This is a genomic window from Pseudomonas sp. HD6515 (assembly GCF_024971855.1).
Lineage (GTDB): Bacteria > Pseudomonadota > Gammaproteobacteria > Pseudomonadales > Pseudomonadaceae > Aquipseudomonas > Aquipseudomonas alloputida.
The window spans coordinates 5734955-5751110 of sequence record NZ_CP079827.1; the positions used below are offsets into that span (position 1 = coordinate 5734955).

Sequence of the window (16156 nt, forward strand, 5' to 3'; positions counted from 1 at the left end):
AGATCAGTTCTTGCGAATTTTCTCGACAATCGCCGTGGTCGAGCTGTTCTCGACCAGCCCCAGCACCTTCACGGTGCCGCCATAGCCCTTGACGATATCAGCGCCAACCACCTGGTCGATGCCATAGTCTCCACCCTTGACCAACACATCCGGCTTGACCTGGCTCAGCAGGTTTTCCGGGGTGCCTTCCGGGAAACTGATCACCCAGTCCACCGCGCCCAAACCGGCCAGCACGGCCATACGCCGGTCAACGCTGTTGATCGGCCGGCCCGGCCCTTTCAGGCGGCTGACCGAGGCATCGTCGTTTACCGCAACGATCAGGCGATCACCCTGGGCCCGCGCCTGTTCCAGGTAGGTGACATGCCCGGCATGCAGGATGTCGAAGCAGCCATTGGTAAAGACAATCTTCTCGTTGTGCGCCCGCGCGTCATCAATGGCCAGCAGCAGTTGCTCAAGGCCCAGCACGCCGCGTTCGGAGCCTTCCTCACGCTGGATGGCCCGACGCAGCTCAGGGGCGCTGATGGCAGCCGTACCCAGCTTGCCGACCACAATGCCCGCCGCCAGATTGGCCAGGGCCACCGCATGGGGCAGGTCCTCACCCGCGGCAATGGCTGCGGCAAGGGTGGAGATGACAGTATCGCCGGCACCGGTCACATCGAACACCTCGCGTGCCCGTGCAGGCAGGTGCAACGCCGGCTGACCAACGCGCAGCAGGGTCATGCCATGCTCGCCGCGGGTGACCAGCAGGGCGCCCAGGTCCAGGTCCTGCAGCAACTGCAAGCCCTTGGCGACCAGTTCGGCCTCATCGACGCAACGGCCAACGATGGTCTCGAACTCGCTGAGGTTCGGGGTAATCAGGCTGGCGCCACGGTAGATGGAAAAGTCCTTGCCCTTGGGGTCGGCCAGCACCGGAATGCCCTTGGCCCGCGCCGCCTGGATCAGGTTTTGGTGGTTCTTCAATGCACCTTTGCCGTAGTCGGACAGGACCAGCACCTTGACGCCTTCGAGCAGGCTGTCGACCTCCGCGCCCAGCGACAGTGGGTCGGTGGCGAACGGCTCTTCGAAATCGATACGCAGCAGCTGCTGGTGACGGCTCATGACCCGCAGCTTGACGATAGTCGGCTGGTGCGCGATGCGCTGGAATACCGAACGGACACCGGCAGCCTGCAGGCTGTTGGCCAGGCTGTCGGCAGCCTCATCCTGGCCGGTGACGCCGATCAGCGAAGCCGGCGCGCCCAGCGCAGCAATGTTCAAGGCAACGTTGGCCGCGCCGCCGGGGCGATCCTCGATTTGATCGACCTTGACCACCGGGACTGGCGCTTCAGGCGAAATACGCGAAGTACCGCCATGCCAGTAGCGGTCGAGCATGACATCGCCGACCACCAGTACCGGGGCTTGATCGAAACGCGGCATGGACAACTTCATGGGCAACCCATATGGAAATAATGAACAGGGGCAGGATATTAGCACAGGGTAGTCAATGGCTTTATGGCCAGATCATCCCTGGAAAATTCCCGTGACAATCGGGGCCATAACGGCCCCGATCAAGGAGGGTTCAGGTGATATCGGCCTTGGCCGGCTCATCCAGCCCCATGGCATGCAGACGGGCATAATGGCCATTAGCCGCAAGTAACTCGGTGTGAGTACCGCGCTCGACCAGGCGGCCCTGGTCCATGACCAGGATCTGGTCGGCCTTCTCGATGGTCGAAAGGCGATGGGCAATCACCAGCGTGGTACGGCCTTGCATCACGTGGTCCAGGGCGGCCTGGATATGCCGCTCGGACTCGGTGTCCAATGCCGAAGTCGCTTCGTCGAGGATCAGCAACGGCGCGTTTTTAAGCAGCGCACGGGCAATTGCCAGGCGCTGGCGCTGGCCCCCGGAAAGCAGTACACCGTTCTCACCCACTTCGGTATCGAAGCCCTTTGGCAGCCGGTCGACGAATTCCTTGGCATAGGCATCGGCCGCGGCGGCTTCGATGTCTGCGCGCGGCGCGCCGGCCAGATCGCCATACGCGATGTTGTTGGCCACGGTGTCGTTGAACAAGGTGACATGCTGGGTGACTTGCGAAACATGGCGACGCAGGTTGCGCAGGCGATAGTGCTCGATCTCCACGCCATCGAGCAGGATCTGCCCCTTGTCGTGGTGATAGAAGCGTGGAATCAGGGCCGCCAGGGTAGACTTGCCACTGCCGGAGCGGCCGACCAGGGCGATCATCTGCCCGGGCTCGGCGACAAAACTGATGTCGCTCAACACTTCACGCTCGGTACCCGGGTAGGTGAAGCTCAGGTTGCGCACTTCCAGGCGCCCTTCCACGCGCTCCTTCTCGACCGTACCAGTGTCCACTTCAGGCGCTTCGTCCAGCTGCTCGAAGATGCTTTCGGCACCTGCCAGGCCCTTCTGGATGGTCGAGCTGACTTCCGACAACTGACGAATCGGCTTGGGCAGCAGGCCGGCAGCGGTGATATAAGCCACCAGGTCACCGGCAGTGGACTCACCGCGCAGGAACAGTACCAGGAACATCAGCGCAGCCATGGCGCTGTAGATCACCAGCTGAAGCATCGGCGTGTAAAGCGAGCCGGTCTTGGTCATGCGCAGTTGCTTGTCGGTGTTGCTCTGGCTGGCCTGGCCGAATCGCTGCTGCTCGTAGGCCTCGCCACCGAAGCTACGGACCACGCGGTAACCCTGGATGGTTTCCGAGGCAACGTGGGTGACGTCGCCCATGGCTACCTGGATCTTCTTGCTCTGCTTGCGGAATTTCTTGCTGGCGATGCTGACCATAACCGCGATCACCGGCAAGATGGCAACCATCACCAGGGTCAGGTGCCAGTTCATCCAAAGCAGGTAGGCAAACAGGAACACCACGGTCAGGCCTTCGCGGATTACCACCTTGATGGCGTCGGTAGCGGCGCCAGTGACCATGGTCACATTGAAGGTAATACGCGAAATCAGGTGCCCGGAGTTGTGGTTGTCGAAGTAGCGGTTGGGCAACACCAACAGCTTGTTGAACAACGCCACCCGCAGGTCATGCACCAGGCTCAGAGAGACCTTGGCCAGGAAGTAGTTGCCGAGGAACGAGCCCAGGCCCTGCCACGCAGCGATCAGGATGATCAGCAGAGGCACCGCCTGCAGCAATTGCAGGTCACGCAGGTAGGGGACGTTGGGGAACAATACCGCTTCGGGGTTGCTCAGCCCATCGACGAAGTACTTGAGAATGCCGGCCAGCATTGGCTGGGTCGAGGCAAAGATCACGAAACCGACAATGCTCAGCAGGAAAATGCCGACATAGGGTTTCACATAGCTCAACAGCCGGAAGTAGATCTTCAGGCTGGAGGTGTGCTCCGCTGGTCGCGGTGTTTCGGCCATTATCGAGCTCGCTGTTCAGGTTGAACCGGCAATTTTACCACAGGCGTCATTTTCGGCACGCCCCCATGGCAGCAACATGGCAAGGCCCACCGGCAGCCAGCTGATGAACCATTCGGCACGTGGCGTACCGGTGAGGCTGGCGGCATCGAACTGCATGGCCAGGGTCGAATAGACCCAGAAGCCCAGCAGGACCTTGCCGAGCAGGGTGCCACGGGCGCGCACGATTTCGCCCAGCGTGAACAGCCACACCATTACCCACAGCAACATGCCGGGCAAGCCCATCTCAACGGCAACATGGGTGAACATGTTGTGGGTGTGATCGAAGTGCATGCCGACGGCGCTCACTTCGTAAGCAGCCCCCAGACCAAGACCAGTCCAAGGGTGCGCGGCTATCATCTGGACCACGGCATGGAAAATTTCCGGCCGGTAGGACGAGCCCCGTTGGGCGATAACGTCGTACACGGCCAAAAAGGCCAGGCCGGTGGCAAGCAGTGCCAGAACAGAGAACACCCGGCTGTGGCGGTCACGGAACCACAACGGCGCCATCACCACGGTAATCACCAGTGCCAGAACCGCACCACGGCTCTGGCTGAGCATGGCGAAGGCCCCCAGGCAAGCCAGTGCCGCCAGCCACAACACCTGTAAGCCACGCCGCCGAGGTGGCTCGTAGAGCATCAAGAGCACAGCCGAACCAATGACATAGGCCCCCAGGATGGGGTGGGATATTTCGCCGATACCCGCCAGCCTGAACAGCAGAGGCGCACGCTGCACCCCATAGAACTTGATGATGGAGACTAACGCAGCGATGGCCAGCAGCGCGCTGCCGAGCAGCAATAACTGACGAATGCGGGCTTGGCCAAGCTGGGCCAACAGCGGAAACGCCAGCAGGAACACCAGGATGTAGAGCAAGCGCTTGAGCTCGCGCATGGGCTCCTCGGCGGGCGACCATGCCAGGCTCAGGCCGCTCCAGGCCAACAGCAGCAGCACACTCCCCCACAGCGCCGGTTGCCGCCTCCAGGCTTGCACCAGCACACCTCGGGCCGACCAGGCCAATACCAGCGTTGGCAGCCATAAGAACAACACCAGACCTTGCTGATAAACCTTGTTGCTGGGTGCCAGGGCAATCGCCGCCAGGAACCAGACCAGGCCCAAACCTAACCACGCTTGTGCCCAGTTTTTTTGATACAACATCCTTTCCCCCGATGAATCAGAAACACCATCCATGGTGCTACAGCATTATTTTCGGCATTATTGCCGGTCATTTTGATCGCCAGACGACAAGGCTCTATTCATGCAATGCTCCCGGCTCACCCAGGTCGACTTCGATCAGCTGACACTCGGCGCACAGGTGCTTGAGGCAGACAGCCATGGCGCCAAAGTCTACCTGCTCACAGATGGAAATTTCCTCAAGGTTTTTCGTAGGAAGCGGCTGATTTCATCTGCACTGCTACGTCCTTACTCGCAGCGTTTCGTCGATAACGCCGCGCGCCTGGCGCAACTGGGCATCCCTACCCTCGAAGTGATCAGCCAGCACAAGCTCGACCTGCCGGGCCGCACTGCGGTGCTGTATCGCCCGCTACCTGGGCGGACGCTGCTGCAGATGTCGCGCGATGACGGCTTCAGCTGGGACACTTACCTGCCACGCCTGATCGAACTGATCCGCCAGTTGCACCGCAGCGGCGTTTATTTCCGCTCGCTGCACTTGGGCAACGTGGTGGTCACCCCCGACCAGCGTCTGGGCTTGATCGACGTGGCCGACATGCGCTTTCTGCGCCCGCCACTGTCAGCCCGCATGATTCGACGCAATGTGCAGCACATGGTGCGCTATATCGAGCGGGAGAACCTGGGCGACCGGTTCCCCCTTGCCGCCTTCGAGGCAGCCTTGCTGACACGCTGAGCTCAACTGCGCAACAGGCTCTGCGAGCCGCTGCAGAACGCCTGCCAGGCCTGCTCCGGTGCCAGTGCCTGGCGCTGCTTCGCGGCGATCGTCGATGCACTGAGCACCGCACAGCGCTCGATCGCCTCAGCCCAGGCGCTTTCGTCGGCAACCGGCAGGTAGCCACCCGTGTCGCGCAACTGCTCGCGGAACACCTCCAGGTCGCTGCACACCACCGGTACGTCGGCCATCACCGCCTCTTGCACCACAAGCCCCAGGCCTTCGGAACGCGAAGGTACCAATAGCCAGTCGAATGCCCGATACAGCTGCTGCAGGTCTTCGCGGTGACCGCGCAGATGAACGCGCTCGGCCAGGCCCAACGCGTCGATACGCTGCTGCAGCACGGCATGCTGCGGCCCCTCGCCAATGATCGCCAGCTGCAAGCCCGGTTGCCGTGCACTGGCCCTGGCGAATGCCTCGATCAGCATTTCGAAGCCTTTGCTCTCTACCAATCGCCCTACCGCACCCAGCATCACCTCGGCGCCCTGAGGCAACTTCAGCGCCTGCCTGGCCTGGTCCCGGTTCAGCAAAGGCTCGACGAATGCAAGCGGGTCGAGCGCCATGCGCAGCGTCTGCACCGGCCTGCCCAGGTCACGCTCCAGCGACTCGGCCAACGTCTGTGATACCGCCGCGATACTCAGACGCTCGGACGGAAAACTCTGCAACAAGCGGATATCGCTGGCATGCAGACGCGTCTTGCCGTGGAACAGTACCTTGGCACGCACGTGCGTGATGCGCTGCAACAACGGCAGCACCAACCGGGCGACACCAATACCGTCGAGCAGCACCACTTCTGCCCCGGCCTCGGCCAATGCCTTGCGCAAGCGCATGCGCAGCCACGGACGCAGCAAGCGCCACAAGTGCCGCCCTTTGAGCGCACGTGAGGGCATATGCCATTCCCGGGTCGAACCGAGCCCACAGCAGAGCCCGCTCCCCAGCAACAGCCAGTTACTGATCCGGGCATCGGCACCCGCATTCGACAAGACCTGCCGATGCACCTTGTGGATGGACATGTAAGGCGTTCCACCCGCCCACATCATATTGACGATGTTCATGGGCCCTCTCCCGCTCAAGTCAGGTGGGACAGCGACTTCATTGAACAAAAATGGTGATTCCCATGCCGATCAAGGCACCCGCAACCAGCGTCAATGCCAGCTTCATCCGATCACGTTGACGGCGCTTGGCCTTACGCTCCACCTCGATAGGCAAGGTCACGTGATTGCCAAAACCAGTGTGCAATACTGCATCACCCTCCAAGGTGACCGCTGTCAGATTTAACTCAGCGTAGCGGCGGGAAAGCGCCTTTTCTCCAGCATAGGCGGCAAATGGCGCACAGCGCTGGTAATCGCTCAATCGGCGCAGCCCAGGGTTGAGCGAGAACGCCTGCCACTCGGCCTTGTCGGACAGCAGCGGATAGCACGGCACCCCGGCGATCACCTGGCGATCGCCCAAGTGGATGTACGGGCTGTGGATGGCCAGGTCGTGGGCATGGCTGCGCAACCACACCTGCAAGATGTTGGGTCTGACATCCAGGATGGCCTGCGAGTCTTCGACAAAGCCTTGGCGATAGAATTGCCAGTCGTCTTCGCAGTGAAAAATGTACGGCGTCTTGACCTGGCTGTAAGCCAGGTCGATAGACGGCAACTGGCCAAGTTTGGGCCGGTTGACGAACACCTTGCAGTACGGCTTCCAGTGCGCCGGCACAGCGGCATGCACAGCATCGTCGCCAGAGTCTTCGGTGATGAATACCTCGCGAATGGGCGCGGTGTTGTAGCGATCGAAACTCTCAAGGGTGTCTTTGAGCAGATCGAACCGCCCACAACTGGTCACGACAAGCGTGACGTCACTCTCATTTGAAAAGCGCACCGGATTCCCTCCGCATTACGACTGTCGGCCTTCAACAACCCGCTCCTGGGCGTGAAAGCTCTTATTTAGATGCCCAGCTTCAGACGCAGCCGCTGCCACGCAGACAGTGGCGGATGGGGCCTGAGCGCAGGGCGCATGTGGTCGACGATGCTACGTCCAACTGCGCCGAAACTAAAACGGGAAACCGCCAGATGGCGGCCATTTTCTGCAATCTGCCGTGCTAGCTCGGGGTTGGCGCGCAAGCGACGGAGTTTTTCCTGAAGGGTCGGGATGTTGTCATAGAACACCACGTTGTGCATGTCTTGCAGGCCCAGCGCACGGTTCTCTTCCTCGCCCTGGTCGTATGCCAGCAACACACAGCCACAGGCCATGGCTTCGAAGTTCTTGATCATGTACTCGCCCATGCCGACATCGGCACTGACGAAGAAACGAATACGGTTGAGCGTGTTGCAGTAGTCCTCACCCGACTTGGTACGGGTTACCAGCAGGTTCTCGACCTGCCCCAACTCGTCCAGCAGTGCCTTGCGGCCACTGTAGGCCACGCTGTTGACGCTGCCGACAAAGGCCAGTTCGATATCACGCTCTCGCCCTTGGTCGGCCAGCAACTGCTCGTCATAGCCCTTGGGCACGAACACCGCGTCAAAACCTTCCTGGCGCAAGCGCTCGCTGACCATGTAGCCGGAGCTGATCACCCGTGCCCATGGCAACTGACGGTAATGAGCGCTGAACTTGCCGGTGTACTTGCACGGGATGTAGTTCTGGTAGGCGTCGTGCTCGAGAATCACCAGGTTCGGCACAGTGCGGATGAAGGCCACCTGACGGATCTCCTGCTTGAAACGCAGGAAGAACACGATGCGGTCATAACGCTCGACCTGCACCTCACGCTTGAAGTAACGGCGCAGGTTGCGCTGATCCTGGCTGGTCAGCCAGCGCAGGTCGCACTCGCAGTTGGCCGCGACGCCATCGTACAGGCGGTCAAGAATCGCCCGCTGTTCCTTCTGCACCAGAAATAGGACTTTCATTGCTTTCCTTGGGCGCTCTGCGCCTTCGCGGTCAACCATGGGGCGTGCTTACAGCTCACGCCGCCAGAACAGTTCGTGTCGGCGCACGGCCTTGCGGAAGAATTCGTTCTCCCCATAAGGCGATGGCTGTCGCCCGGCAAGCCAGCGTTGCAGCAGGCGGCGCAGGCGGCGCTTGAACGGTGCCGGCGGCTGCAGGTCGTGCATCATGCCCAGGGCCATGGCCTTGTCGCGCTGGGTCGCGCAGTCCAGCACCAGGCTGCAGGGTGCCCAGGCCTGGGCAGCGCTCAATTGCGGCGGCAAAGCCACGCCATCGCCACTGTCGCCCATCGGCCAGCGGTCGTTATCGTGCAGGTGGTTGGCGTAGCACAGCAAGGTTTGTGGCTGCCAGGTCATGCCTTGCAAGGCTTCCAATACCGCCGCCTGAGCGCAGATATGGTCCGGATGGGGGTCTAGCTGCGGGTGCGGCATCACCAGGACCTCTGGCTTGGCCCGCTCCAGCAAGGCTCGCAGGTCGGCCAGCAGGTTATGCCAGGTGGGTGCGCCATCACGGTCGCCCGGTAACGGGAACGGGTTGAACTGGCGGAACACGCGGATATCGGCCAGGTCGGCTTCACGTGAGGCGGCCGGCTGGTCGGGGGCGGCCTGCATGGCAGGCAGCTGCAGGCAAAAGTAGCCCAGCTGTATGCAATGCGACTCCGGCACCCCGGCCCAACGCGGCACGGCGATGCTGTCCCAGGCACGCAGGCGCCCCTTCAGGCGCGCGGCCTCGGCCTTTGCCAGGCCCATCTGCTGATAGTGCTCGGCCTCTATCTCACCGGCGGTCAGGGTCACCACCCAGCTTTCGTCGGCCTGGCTGTACAAACCATACGCGGCCAACTCGGCGTCGTCGGCATGTGGCGCGATCACCATCACTCGGCGCCGCTGCAGCTCGACCGAGGGGGTTATCCACAGACGCAGCTGACCCTGCAGCCGGCAATGCCGGCCGCGCAGTCGCAACGTACCGGCCTGCAGTGGCGCTGCAAGGCCGGTCAGGTTAAGGAAGCGCACCCCATCGACGCCACGCTCGAACGTTTGCCGATCGGCCTGTTCACCAGCCAGCAGCTCGACCCGAGGGTCGAGAAAGCGCCCCAACCAGCTGCTCTTTAGCCGCAGCTCAAGCACCAGGGTTTCGTCGCCCTGCAACGTGCAATCAGCCTTGAGCCAGCCATCGTGCAGGCTGGTAGGAACCTGCCGCACCTGATCGCCGAAGTCGTAGGCATAGTCCTCACCCGGTGCATAGAACAGGTGGTCGGCAAACCAGGCCTCATGGGCAGCCCAGAGCAGCGGCAACAACAGCAGTGGCAACCACCACCAACTGAATACACCGAGGGCGACCAGCGCAACCAGGCCCGCCAGCAGCCCCAGGCGTTTGTTGCGCCGGTGGCGCTTGAGCAACTGCTGCTTGCGGCTCACGCTTGATACACCGGCACAGGGTTGCACCAGCGGTCCTTGTACTCACGGTCAGCACGGCCGAATGAGAACCGCAGCGGCTTGTTGCGCGCCCGGGCGTCTTCCCAGGCGGCCTGGGTATTGAGGAAGCTCAACACGCTGCCTGGGCTGAAGGCCTTGGTTTCAGGGTCGACACCGCCATTGATGTACTCGACGCTAATCCATTCCGGCGCTTCGACGCGGTACACCAGCTGGATGGCAATCGGTTTACCGTCCAGCAGCAGCACCGAGCCGATCAGCAGCTCGCGCAAGCGGCCCAGCACATCGGCCATACGCTCGGCACCGGTGGCAGGGAACCCCCAGCGGCGCAGGAACAGGTCGCAGTACATGCTGGCGATTTCCTGAGCACTGAAGTCGCTGATCGGGCGTACCACACCACCCGCTTCTTCCAGCAGGCGAAGTTCACGGCGCTGGTTGTAGCGGAACTTCTTCGACAGGTCTTCAGGCGCCCGGGCCATGGCCAACTGCTCCTTCTGCGCCTTCAGGCCGCTGAAGCGGCCCTGGTTCAGTTCGGACAGGTAACGCATTGTATGGCGCAACGGCGCAGCGGCATCAGACGCCGCCGGCAGAATGATCTCGGCATTACCGAGGTCGAACAGGGCCTTCTTGCCAGCACGCTTCAGCACGTCCTTGGACAGCGCCAGGTGACGCCCCCAGACCGGGATGGCGGCTTTCAGCTCGCCAGCCTGGTGCCAGCCCAGGTAACGCACCGGGATCTGTGCCAGGTCCGCCAGTTGCTCGACCACCAGCGGATGGGTGGCAACACTGCCGCCAAAGCGCGCCCACGCCTGGGCATAAGCCTTGGCATCGATAGCTTGCCAACCGCGTTCGCGGAAGGCCTGGATACGATTGAGCATCAGGCCTGCCCCACCAACGCGCGCACCTGCGGGAGTTGCCAGAAGGCCTCGCGCACCGCCTGGTCAGAGAAACGCTCACGCAGGCGCTGCAGCATGTGCCTGCCACAGGCCTGGCGCTGCTCAGCGTCCAGTACGGCCATGTGCTTCAGGCCCTGAGCCAGCTGCGCGGCGTCGCCCAGCGGGAACAGCACGCCAACGCCCTCGACCACTTCGCGGGCACCGCCACAGGCCGTGGCCAACACCGGTACACCGGCAACCATCGCTTCGAGCAGGACCATGCCGAACGGCTCGTGATCGGAACTCAACGCGAACACGTCGAACGCCTGGAAATAACGGCGCGCATCCGGTACCTGGCCAAGAAAGTCGACTTGCCCGGCAATACCAAGTTCGGCGGCCAACGCCTTGAGCTTGGCCTCCAGGCGCCCCTTGCCGAGGATTGCCAGGCGGGCGCCAGCCGGCAGCCCCGGCAATGCCTGGGCAAAACCGCGCAACAGGGTGGCCTGGTCCTTGTCCGGGTGCAGGCGCCCGACGTTGCCGACGATCCACGCCTGAGCATCCAGGCCCAAGGCCTGGCGTGCGTCAGCGCGCGGCACCAGAGCTGCTTGCAGGGCGTCGATGTCGATGCGGTTGTACAGGGTCTGGATGCGTTCGGCCGGCCACTGCGGCAAGCAACGGCGCATATCGTCACGTACCGCGTCCGAAACACCCAGCAGGCTCAGACGCTTGCCGAACAGGTTCGCGAACAGGCGGCGGCCTTTGCGCTGGTAGTCGCCAAAGGCATGGTGCACACCAATCACTGGCAGGCCGGTCCCCAGCAGGGCAACGTAGATCGGCTTGAAGCGATGGGCGATGCAGAAAGCGAAATTGCGCTCGGCCGCAATGCGCCGCAATGCGCGGATGGCGCCGAGTTTCAGGCCACGCACGGCCTTGGAGCTGAACTCAAGGAACAGCACCTCGTCCGACGCACAGCCAGCCGCCACCTGCGCGTCGGCGGCGCCGGTGAGGAACACCGTAGTCACCCGGTACCCACGCCCCTGAAACAGGCTGGCGTACTGACGGGCGCAGTCCAGGAACGGCCCGTCATAGCCATGGCAGAACTGCAGGATGCGCGGTTCAGAGCGGCTGGTCATACGGGGCCGCGCCGTCCTTCACAACCAGGATGTCTTCCATGATCAGGTACTGCAGGTCCGAGCCGAAGAACATGTTCAGGGCATCGGTCGGCGAGCAGATCATCGGTTCACCACGACGGTTCAGCGAGGTGTTCAGCGACACGCCGTTGCCCGTCAGGTCTTCCAGTGCCTTCATCATGTCGTAGTAGCGCGGGTTGTACTCGCGCTTGAGCACCTGGGCACGCGAAGTGCCGTCCTCGTGCACCACTTCCGGCACGCGGGTTTTCCACTCTTCAGCAACTTCGAAGGTGAAGGTCATGAACGGCGCGGGATGGTCGACCTTGATCATCTGCGGGGCGACAGTGTCGAGCATCGACGGGCAGAAAGGTCTCCAGCGTTCGCGGAACTTGATCTGGTGGTTGATGCGGTCAGCCACGCCTTCCACGCTTGGGCAGCCGATGATCGATCGGCCACCCAGGGCACGCGGCCCGAACTCCATGCGGCCCTGGAACCAGGCAACCGGGTTGCCATCGACCATGATCTGGGCGATCTGCTGCGGCATGTTCTCGAGTTTGCGCCACTTTGGCTGGTTCGGGTGACGGGCGCAGGCGGCGATCACGTCTTCGTTGGAGTACGACGGGCCGAGGTAGACGTGCTCCATCTTCTCGACCGGAACGCCACGGGCGTGGGACACATAGGCAGCGGCGCCAACGGCAGTCCCGGCGTCGCCGGAGGCCGGCTGAACGAACAGCTCTTTCACGTCCGGACGGGCGATGATCTTCTGGTTGAGCTTGACGTTCAGCGCACAGCCGCCGGCGAAGGCCAGCTTGCCGGTTTCACGCAGGGTGTCGCCCAGGTAATGGTCGATCATCTGCAGCGCCAGTTTCTCGAACAGCGCCTGCATGCTGGCGGCGTAATGGATGTACGGCTCGTCGGCGATGTCGCCTTCGCGCTTGGGGCCCAGCCATTCGATCAGCTTTGGCGAGAAGTAGAAGCCCTTGCCCTTCTCTTTGTAACGGCGCAGGCCGATAACGTTGGCGTACTCGGTGTTGATGACCAACTCGCCGTTTTCGAAGCTGGCCAGACGCGAGAAATCATACTTGCTGGCGTCGCCATACGGCGCCATGCCCATGACCTTGAACTCGCCATCGAGCATTTCGAAGCCCAGGAACTCGGTGATGGCACCGTAAAGGCCACCCAGCGAGTCCGGGTCGAAGAATTCCTTGATCTTGTGGATCTTGCCGTTTTCGCCGTAGCCAAAGAAGGTGGTGGCGTACTCGCCCTTGCCGTCAATGCCGAGGATTGCGGTTTTTTCCTTGAAGCCCGAGCAATGATAAGCACTGGAAGCGTGGGCCAGGTGGTGCTCGACCGGCTCGATCTTGACCTTTTTCGGGTCGAAGCCCAGTTGCTCCAGGCACCAGACGATCTTCTTGCGATAGCGCTTGTAGCGACGGTTGCCCATCAGGATGGCATCGAGCGCACGATCCGGGGCGTACCAATAGCGCTTGGCATAGTGCCACCGCGCCTTGCCGAACAGGCTGATCGGGGCGAACGGGATGGCTACCACGTCGACGTCGGACGGCTTGATGCCTGCCTGTTCCAGGCAGAACTTCGCCGACTCGTAGGGCATGCGGTTCTTCGCATGCTTGTCACGCACGAAGCGCTCTTCTTCGGCGGCGGCAATCAGCTTGCCGTCAATGTACAGGGCCGCGGAAGGGTCATGGCTAAGGGCGCCGGACAGGCCAAGAATCGTCAATGCCAAGGGATTAGCCTCTTCATTCGGTAAAAATGCGCCAGCGGCCTCTTGGGCGGATGGCGGCTAAAGGGCGGGATTATAACGCAAACATTGGAGGCACACCGCCCCCTTGTAGGAGCGGGTTCACCCGCGAAGCAGGCAACGCGGTGGATGGCACCGGCGTCGCCGGTGTTCGCGGGTAAACCCGCGCCTACAGGTTTACTCGGCGATCAGCCAGTCCATGCGGTAACTGCCGGCAGTCTGTGCCAGCTCTTTGGCCAGCCATGGCAGCAGTTCCTTAAGTTCATCCTCCAGCCCCCACGGCGGGTTGGCGATGGCCAGGCCAGAGCCGTTCAGCCCCTGAGGGCTGTCCTGGTGATGCACATACAGCTCAACCCGCAACAGTTTCGGCGCGCCAGTGCTGGTCAGGTCCTGGTAATAGCGGGTCAGCGAACGCTGGTCTTTGATCGGGTACCAGATGGCCACAACCGTCTGGCGCATGCGGCCGATCGCCTCTTTCATGGCAGTGGTGCAGCGCTTGAGCTCATCGGCCTGCTCGAACGGCGGGTCGATCAGCATGATCGCGCGCTTTTCCTGCACCGGCAGCAAGGCCCGCGGCACATGCCAGCCTTCACCCAGGTGCACGGTCACGCGCGGGTCTTTTTTCATGTTTTCTTTAAGGAGCGGCCCGTCTTCGGGGTGCTTCTCGTTGAGCAGGGCGCGGTCCTGCTGGCGCATCAGGCGACGGGCCAGTTCGGGCGACCCCGGGTAGTAGCGCAGCTCGCCATCGGCATTCAGGCGCTTGATGATGCGCAGGTAGTCGTCGGCCATGGCCGGCAGGTCATCGCGATTCCACAGGCGGGCTACGCCTTCCAGGTACTCGCCGGTACGGCTTGCCTGATCGCCCTGCAGGTCGTACAGGCCGAGCCCTGCGTGGGTATCGATATAGGCGAACGGCTGCTCCTTGCGCGACATCAGGGCGATGAGGCGGGTCAGCACGATGTGTTTGAGGACGTCGGCGTGGTTGCCGGCGTGGAAGGCGTGACGATAGTTCATGGCAACTCCTGCGAAGGCGGCAAGTTTACCTTGCCTTGCAGGCGGAGTCAGGCCTGGCTGCTGATTGGCGGCACCCGCAAAGCAGGCACCGCCAATTCAACGGGTGTTACTTGTCGGCGTGATACGCCGCATCAGCTGCTTCGAAGCGCTTGACCATCGCCTGCGAAGGGCTGCCCAGTTTGCTCACCAGAACAATGGCGATGCTGGCGAACAGGAAGCCCGGGATGATTTCGTACAACCCGAGGGTGTCGAAGTTCTTCCACAGGATCACCGTCAGCGCACCCACCACGATACCGGCCAGCGCACCGTTACGGGTCATGCCTTTCCACAGCACCGAAATCAGCACCACCGGGCCGAAGGCGGCACCGAAGCCGGCCCAGGCATAGGCCACCAGGCCCAGCACGCGGTTTTCCGGGTTGGAGGCCATGGCGATGGCGATCAGGGCCACGGCCAGCACCATCAGACGGCCGACCCACACCAGTTCGACCTGCGAAGCATTCTTGCGCAGGAAGGCTTTGTAGAAGTCTTCGGTCAGGGCACTGGAGCACACCAGCAGCTGGCAGCTCAGGGTACTCATGACTGCGGCCAGGATGGCCGACAGCAGGACACCCGCAATCCATGGGTTGAACAGGATCTTGGCCAGCTCGATGAACACACGTTCGTGGTTCTCGCTAACCGGGCCTGCCAGTTCAGGATGAGCCGAGAAGTAGGCGATGCCGAAGAAGCCAACGGCGCAGGTACCCGCCAGGCACAGGATCATCCAGGTCATGGAAATGCGGCGCGCCTTGGCGATGGACTTCACCGAATCAGCGGCCATGAAGCGCGCCAGGATATGCGGCTGGCCGAAGTAACCCAGGCCCCAGCCCATCAGCGAGATGATGCCGATGAAGGTGGCACCCTTGAGCATGTCGAAGTTCGCCGGGTTCACCGCCTCGATAGCGGCGAAGGTCTGGTCGAAGCCACCGGTGGAGATCAGCACGATTACCGGGGTCAGGATCAGCGCGAAGATCATCAGCGAAGCCTGTACGGTATCGGTCCAGCTCACCGCCAGGAAGCCACCAACGAAGGTGTAGGCGATGGTCGCCGCTGCACCAGCCCACAAAGCGGTTTCGTACGACATGCCGAAGGTGCTCTCGAACAGACGGGCACCGGCCACTATGCCGGAGGCACAGTAGATGGTGAAGAACACCAGGATGACGATGGCGGAAATGATACGCAGCAGCCCGGTATTGTCTTCGAAACGGCTGGAGAAGTAGTCCGGCAGGGTCAGCGCGTCACCGTTGTGCTCGGTCTGCACGCGCAGCCGGCCGGCCACGAACAGCCAGTTCAGGTAGGCACCCACCGTCAGACCGATGGCGATCCAGGCCTCGGACAGGCCCGCGAAGTAGATGGCACCGGGCAGGCCCATCAGCAGCCAGCCACTCATGTCGGAGGCACCGGCAGACAGCGCGGTAACCACGCTACCGAGGCTGCGACCGCCCAGAATGTAATCGGAAAGGTTGTTGGTAGCGCGATAGGCGGCGAAGCCGATCAGCACCATTGCTGCGATGTAGATCACGAAGGTGATCGTTAGTGGATTGCCCATGCGTGTGCCCTGGCGTTTGTTTTTATCATGCGCAACCACAGCGATGGCGGTTGCACCCAGGCGGCGAATGCTATGCAACAACGCAAAGAAGGTGCAACCATTTTTCTTTTGCAAGTTGCACCTACCCGTGCATTTTCC

At 62.1% G+C, this 16156-nt stretch carries 13 protein-coding genes; 1 reads left to right on the top strand and 12 read right to left on the bottom strand.

Annotated elements, in window-relative coordinates; genetic code table 11:
* Positions 1 to 3: 3 nt before the first annotated feature.
* The 3 genes from hldE to KW568_RS26430 form a co-directional block, all read right to left on the bottom strand.
* The gene (hldE, locus tag KW568_RS26420; protein WP_003249449.1) at positions 4 to 1425 is read right to left on the bottom strand and encodes a bifunctional D-glycero-beta-D-manno-heptose-7-phosphate kinase/D-glycero-beta-D-manno-heptose 1-phosphate adenylyltransferase HldE; all 1422 of its coding nucleotides are present in this window, start codon (positions 1423 to 1425) and stop codon (positions 4 to 6) included.
* Positions 1426 to 1555: 130 nt separating this feature from the next.
* Positions 1556 to 3364: a lipid A export permease/ATP-binding protein MsbA gene (gene msbA / locus KW568_RS26425; protein ID WP_003249447.1), complete on the bottom strand. Its 1809-nt coding sequence runs from the start codon at positions 3362 to 3364 to the stop codon at positions 1556 to 1558.
* A 15-nt stretch (positions 3365 to 3379) separates the two neighbouring features.
* Positions 3380 to 4555 carry an O-antigen ligase gene (locus KW568_RS26430; RefSeq protein ID WP_004576601.1) on the bottom strand — a complete coding sequence of 392 codons (1176 nt, stop codon included), beginning with the start codon at positions 4553 to 4555 and terminating at the stop codon, positions 3380 to 3382.
* Positions 4556 to 4655: 100 nt separating this feature from the next.
* Between KW568_RS26430 and KW568_RS26435 the strand changes: the two genes are divergently transcribed.
* Complete coding sequence (locus KW568_RS26435) at positions 4656 to 5261, top strand: hypothetical protein (protein ID WP_003249444.1); 606 nt, start codon at positions 4656 to 4658, stop codon at positions 5259 to 5261.
* Positions 5262 to 5263: 2 nt separating this feature from the next.
* Here KW568_RS26435 and KW568_RS26440 read toward each other — a convergent pair whose 3' ends face one another.
* The 9 genes from KW568_RS26440 to putP form a co-directional block, all read right to left on the bottom strand.
* On the bottom strand, positions 5264 to 6355 hold the full coding sequence (locus KW568_RS26440) for a glycosyltransferase (protein ID WP_003249442.1): 1092 nt from the start codon (positions 6353 to 6355) through the stop codon (positions 5264 to 5266).
* Between the two features lie 37 nt (positions 6356 to 6392).
* Positions 6393 to 7166: a glycosyltransferase family 2 protein gene (locus tag KW568_RS26445; protein WP_033726749.1), complete on the bottom strand. Its 774-nt coding sequence runs from the start codon at positions 7164 to 7166 to the stop codon at positions 6393 to 6395.
* Between the two features lie 65 nt (positions 7167 to 7231).
* Positions 7232 to 8188 (bottom strand): glycosyltransferase, encoded by a 957-nt coding sequence (locus KW568_RS26450; protein ID WP_003249439.1) that lies wholly within the window; start codon positions 8186 to 8188, stop codon positions 7232 to 7234.
* 48 nt (positions 8189 to 8236) lie between these two features.
* On the bottom strand, positions 8237 to 9640 hold the full coding sequence (locus KW568_RS26455) for a PIG-L deacetylase family protein (RefSeq protein WP_004576604.1): 1404 nt from the start codon (positions 9638 to 9640) through the stop codon (positions 8237 to 8239).
* Complete coding sequence (locus KW568_RS26460) at positions 9637 to 10533, bottom strand: antimicrobial resistance protein Mig-14 (RefSeq protein WP_003249434.1); 897 nt, start codon at positions 10531 to 10533, stop codon at positions 9637 to 9639. The genes KW568_RS26455 and KW568_RS26460 overlap by 4 nt, the downstream gene beginning before the upstream one ends.
* Positions 10533 to 11663, bottom strand: a complete 1131-nt coding sequence (locus KW568_RS26465) for a glycosyltransferase (RefSeq protein ID WP_004576605.1) — start codon at positions 11661 to 11663, stop codon at positions 10533 to 10535. The genes KW568_RS26460 and KW568_RS26465 overlap by 1 nt, the downstream gene beginning before the upstream one ends.
* Positions 11647 to 13404 carry a carbamoyltransferase gene (locus KW568_RS26470; protein ID WP_003249431.1) on the bottom strand — a complete coding sequence of 586 codons (1758 nt, stop codon included), beginning with the start codon at positions 13402 to 13404 and terminating at the stop codon, positions 11647 to 11649. Before KW568_RS26470 ends, KW568_RS26465 begins: the two co-directional genes overlap by 17 nt.
* A 192-nt stretch (positions 13405 to 13596) precedes the next feature.
* Complete coding sequence (locus KW568_RS26475; protein ID WP_003249430.1) at positions 13597 to 14433, bottom strand: 23S rRNA (adenine(2030)-N(6))-methyltransferase RlmJ; 837 nt, start codon at positions 14431 to 14433, stop codon at positions 13597 to 13599.
* Positions 14434 to 14539: 106 nt separating this feature from the next.
* The gene (gene putP, locus KW568_RS26480) at positions 14540 to 16018 is read right to left on the bottom strand and encodes a sodium/proline symporter PutP (RefSeq protein WP_003249420.1); all 1479 of its coding nucleotides are present in this window, start codon (positions 16016 to 16018) and stop codon (positions 14540 to 14542) included.
* Positions 16019 to 16156 lie beyond the last annotated feature (138 nt).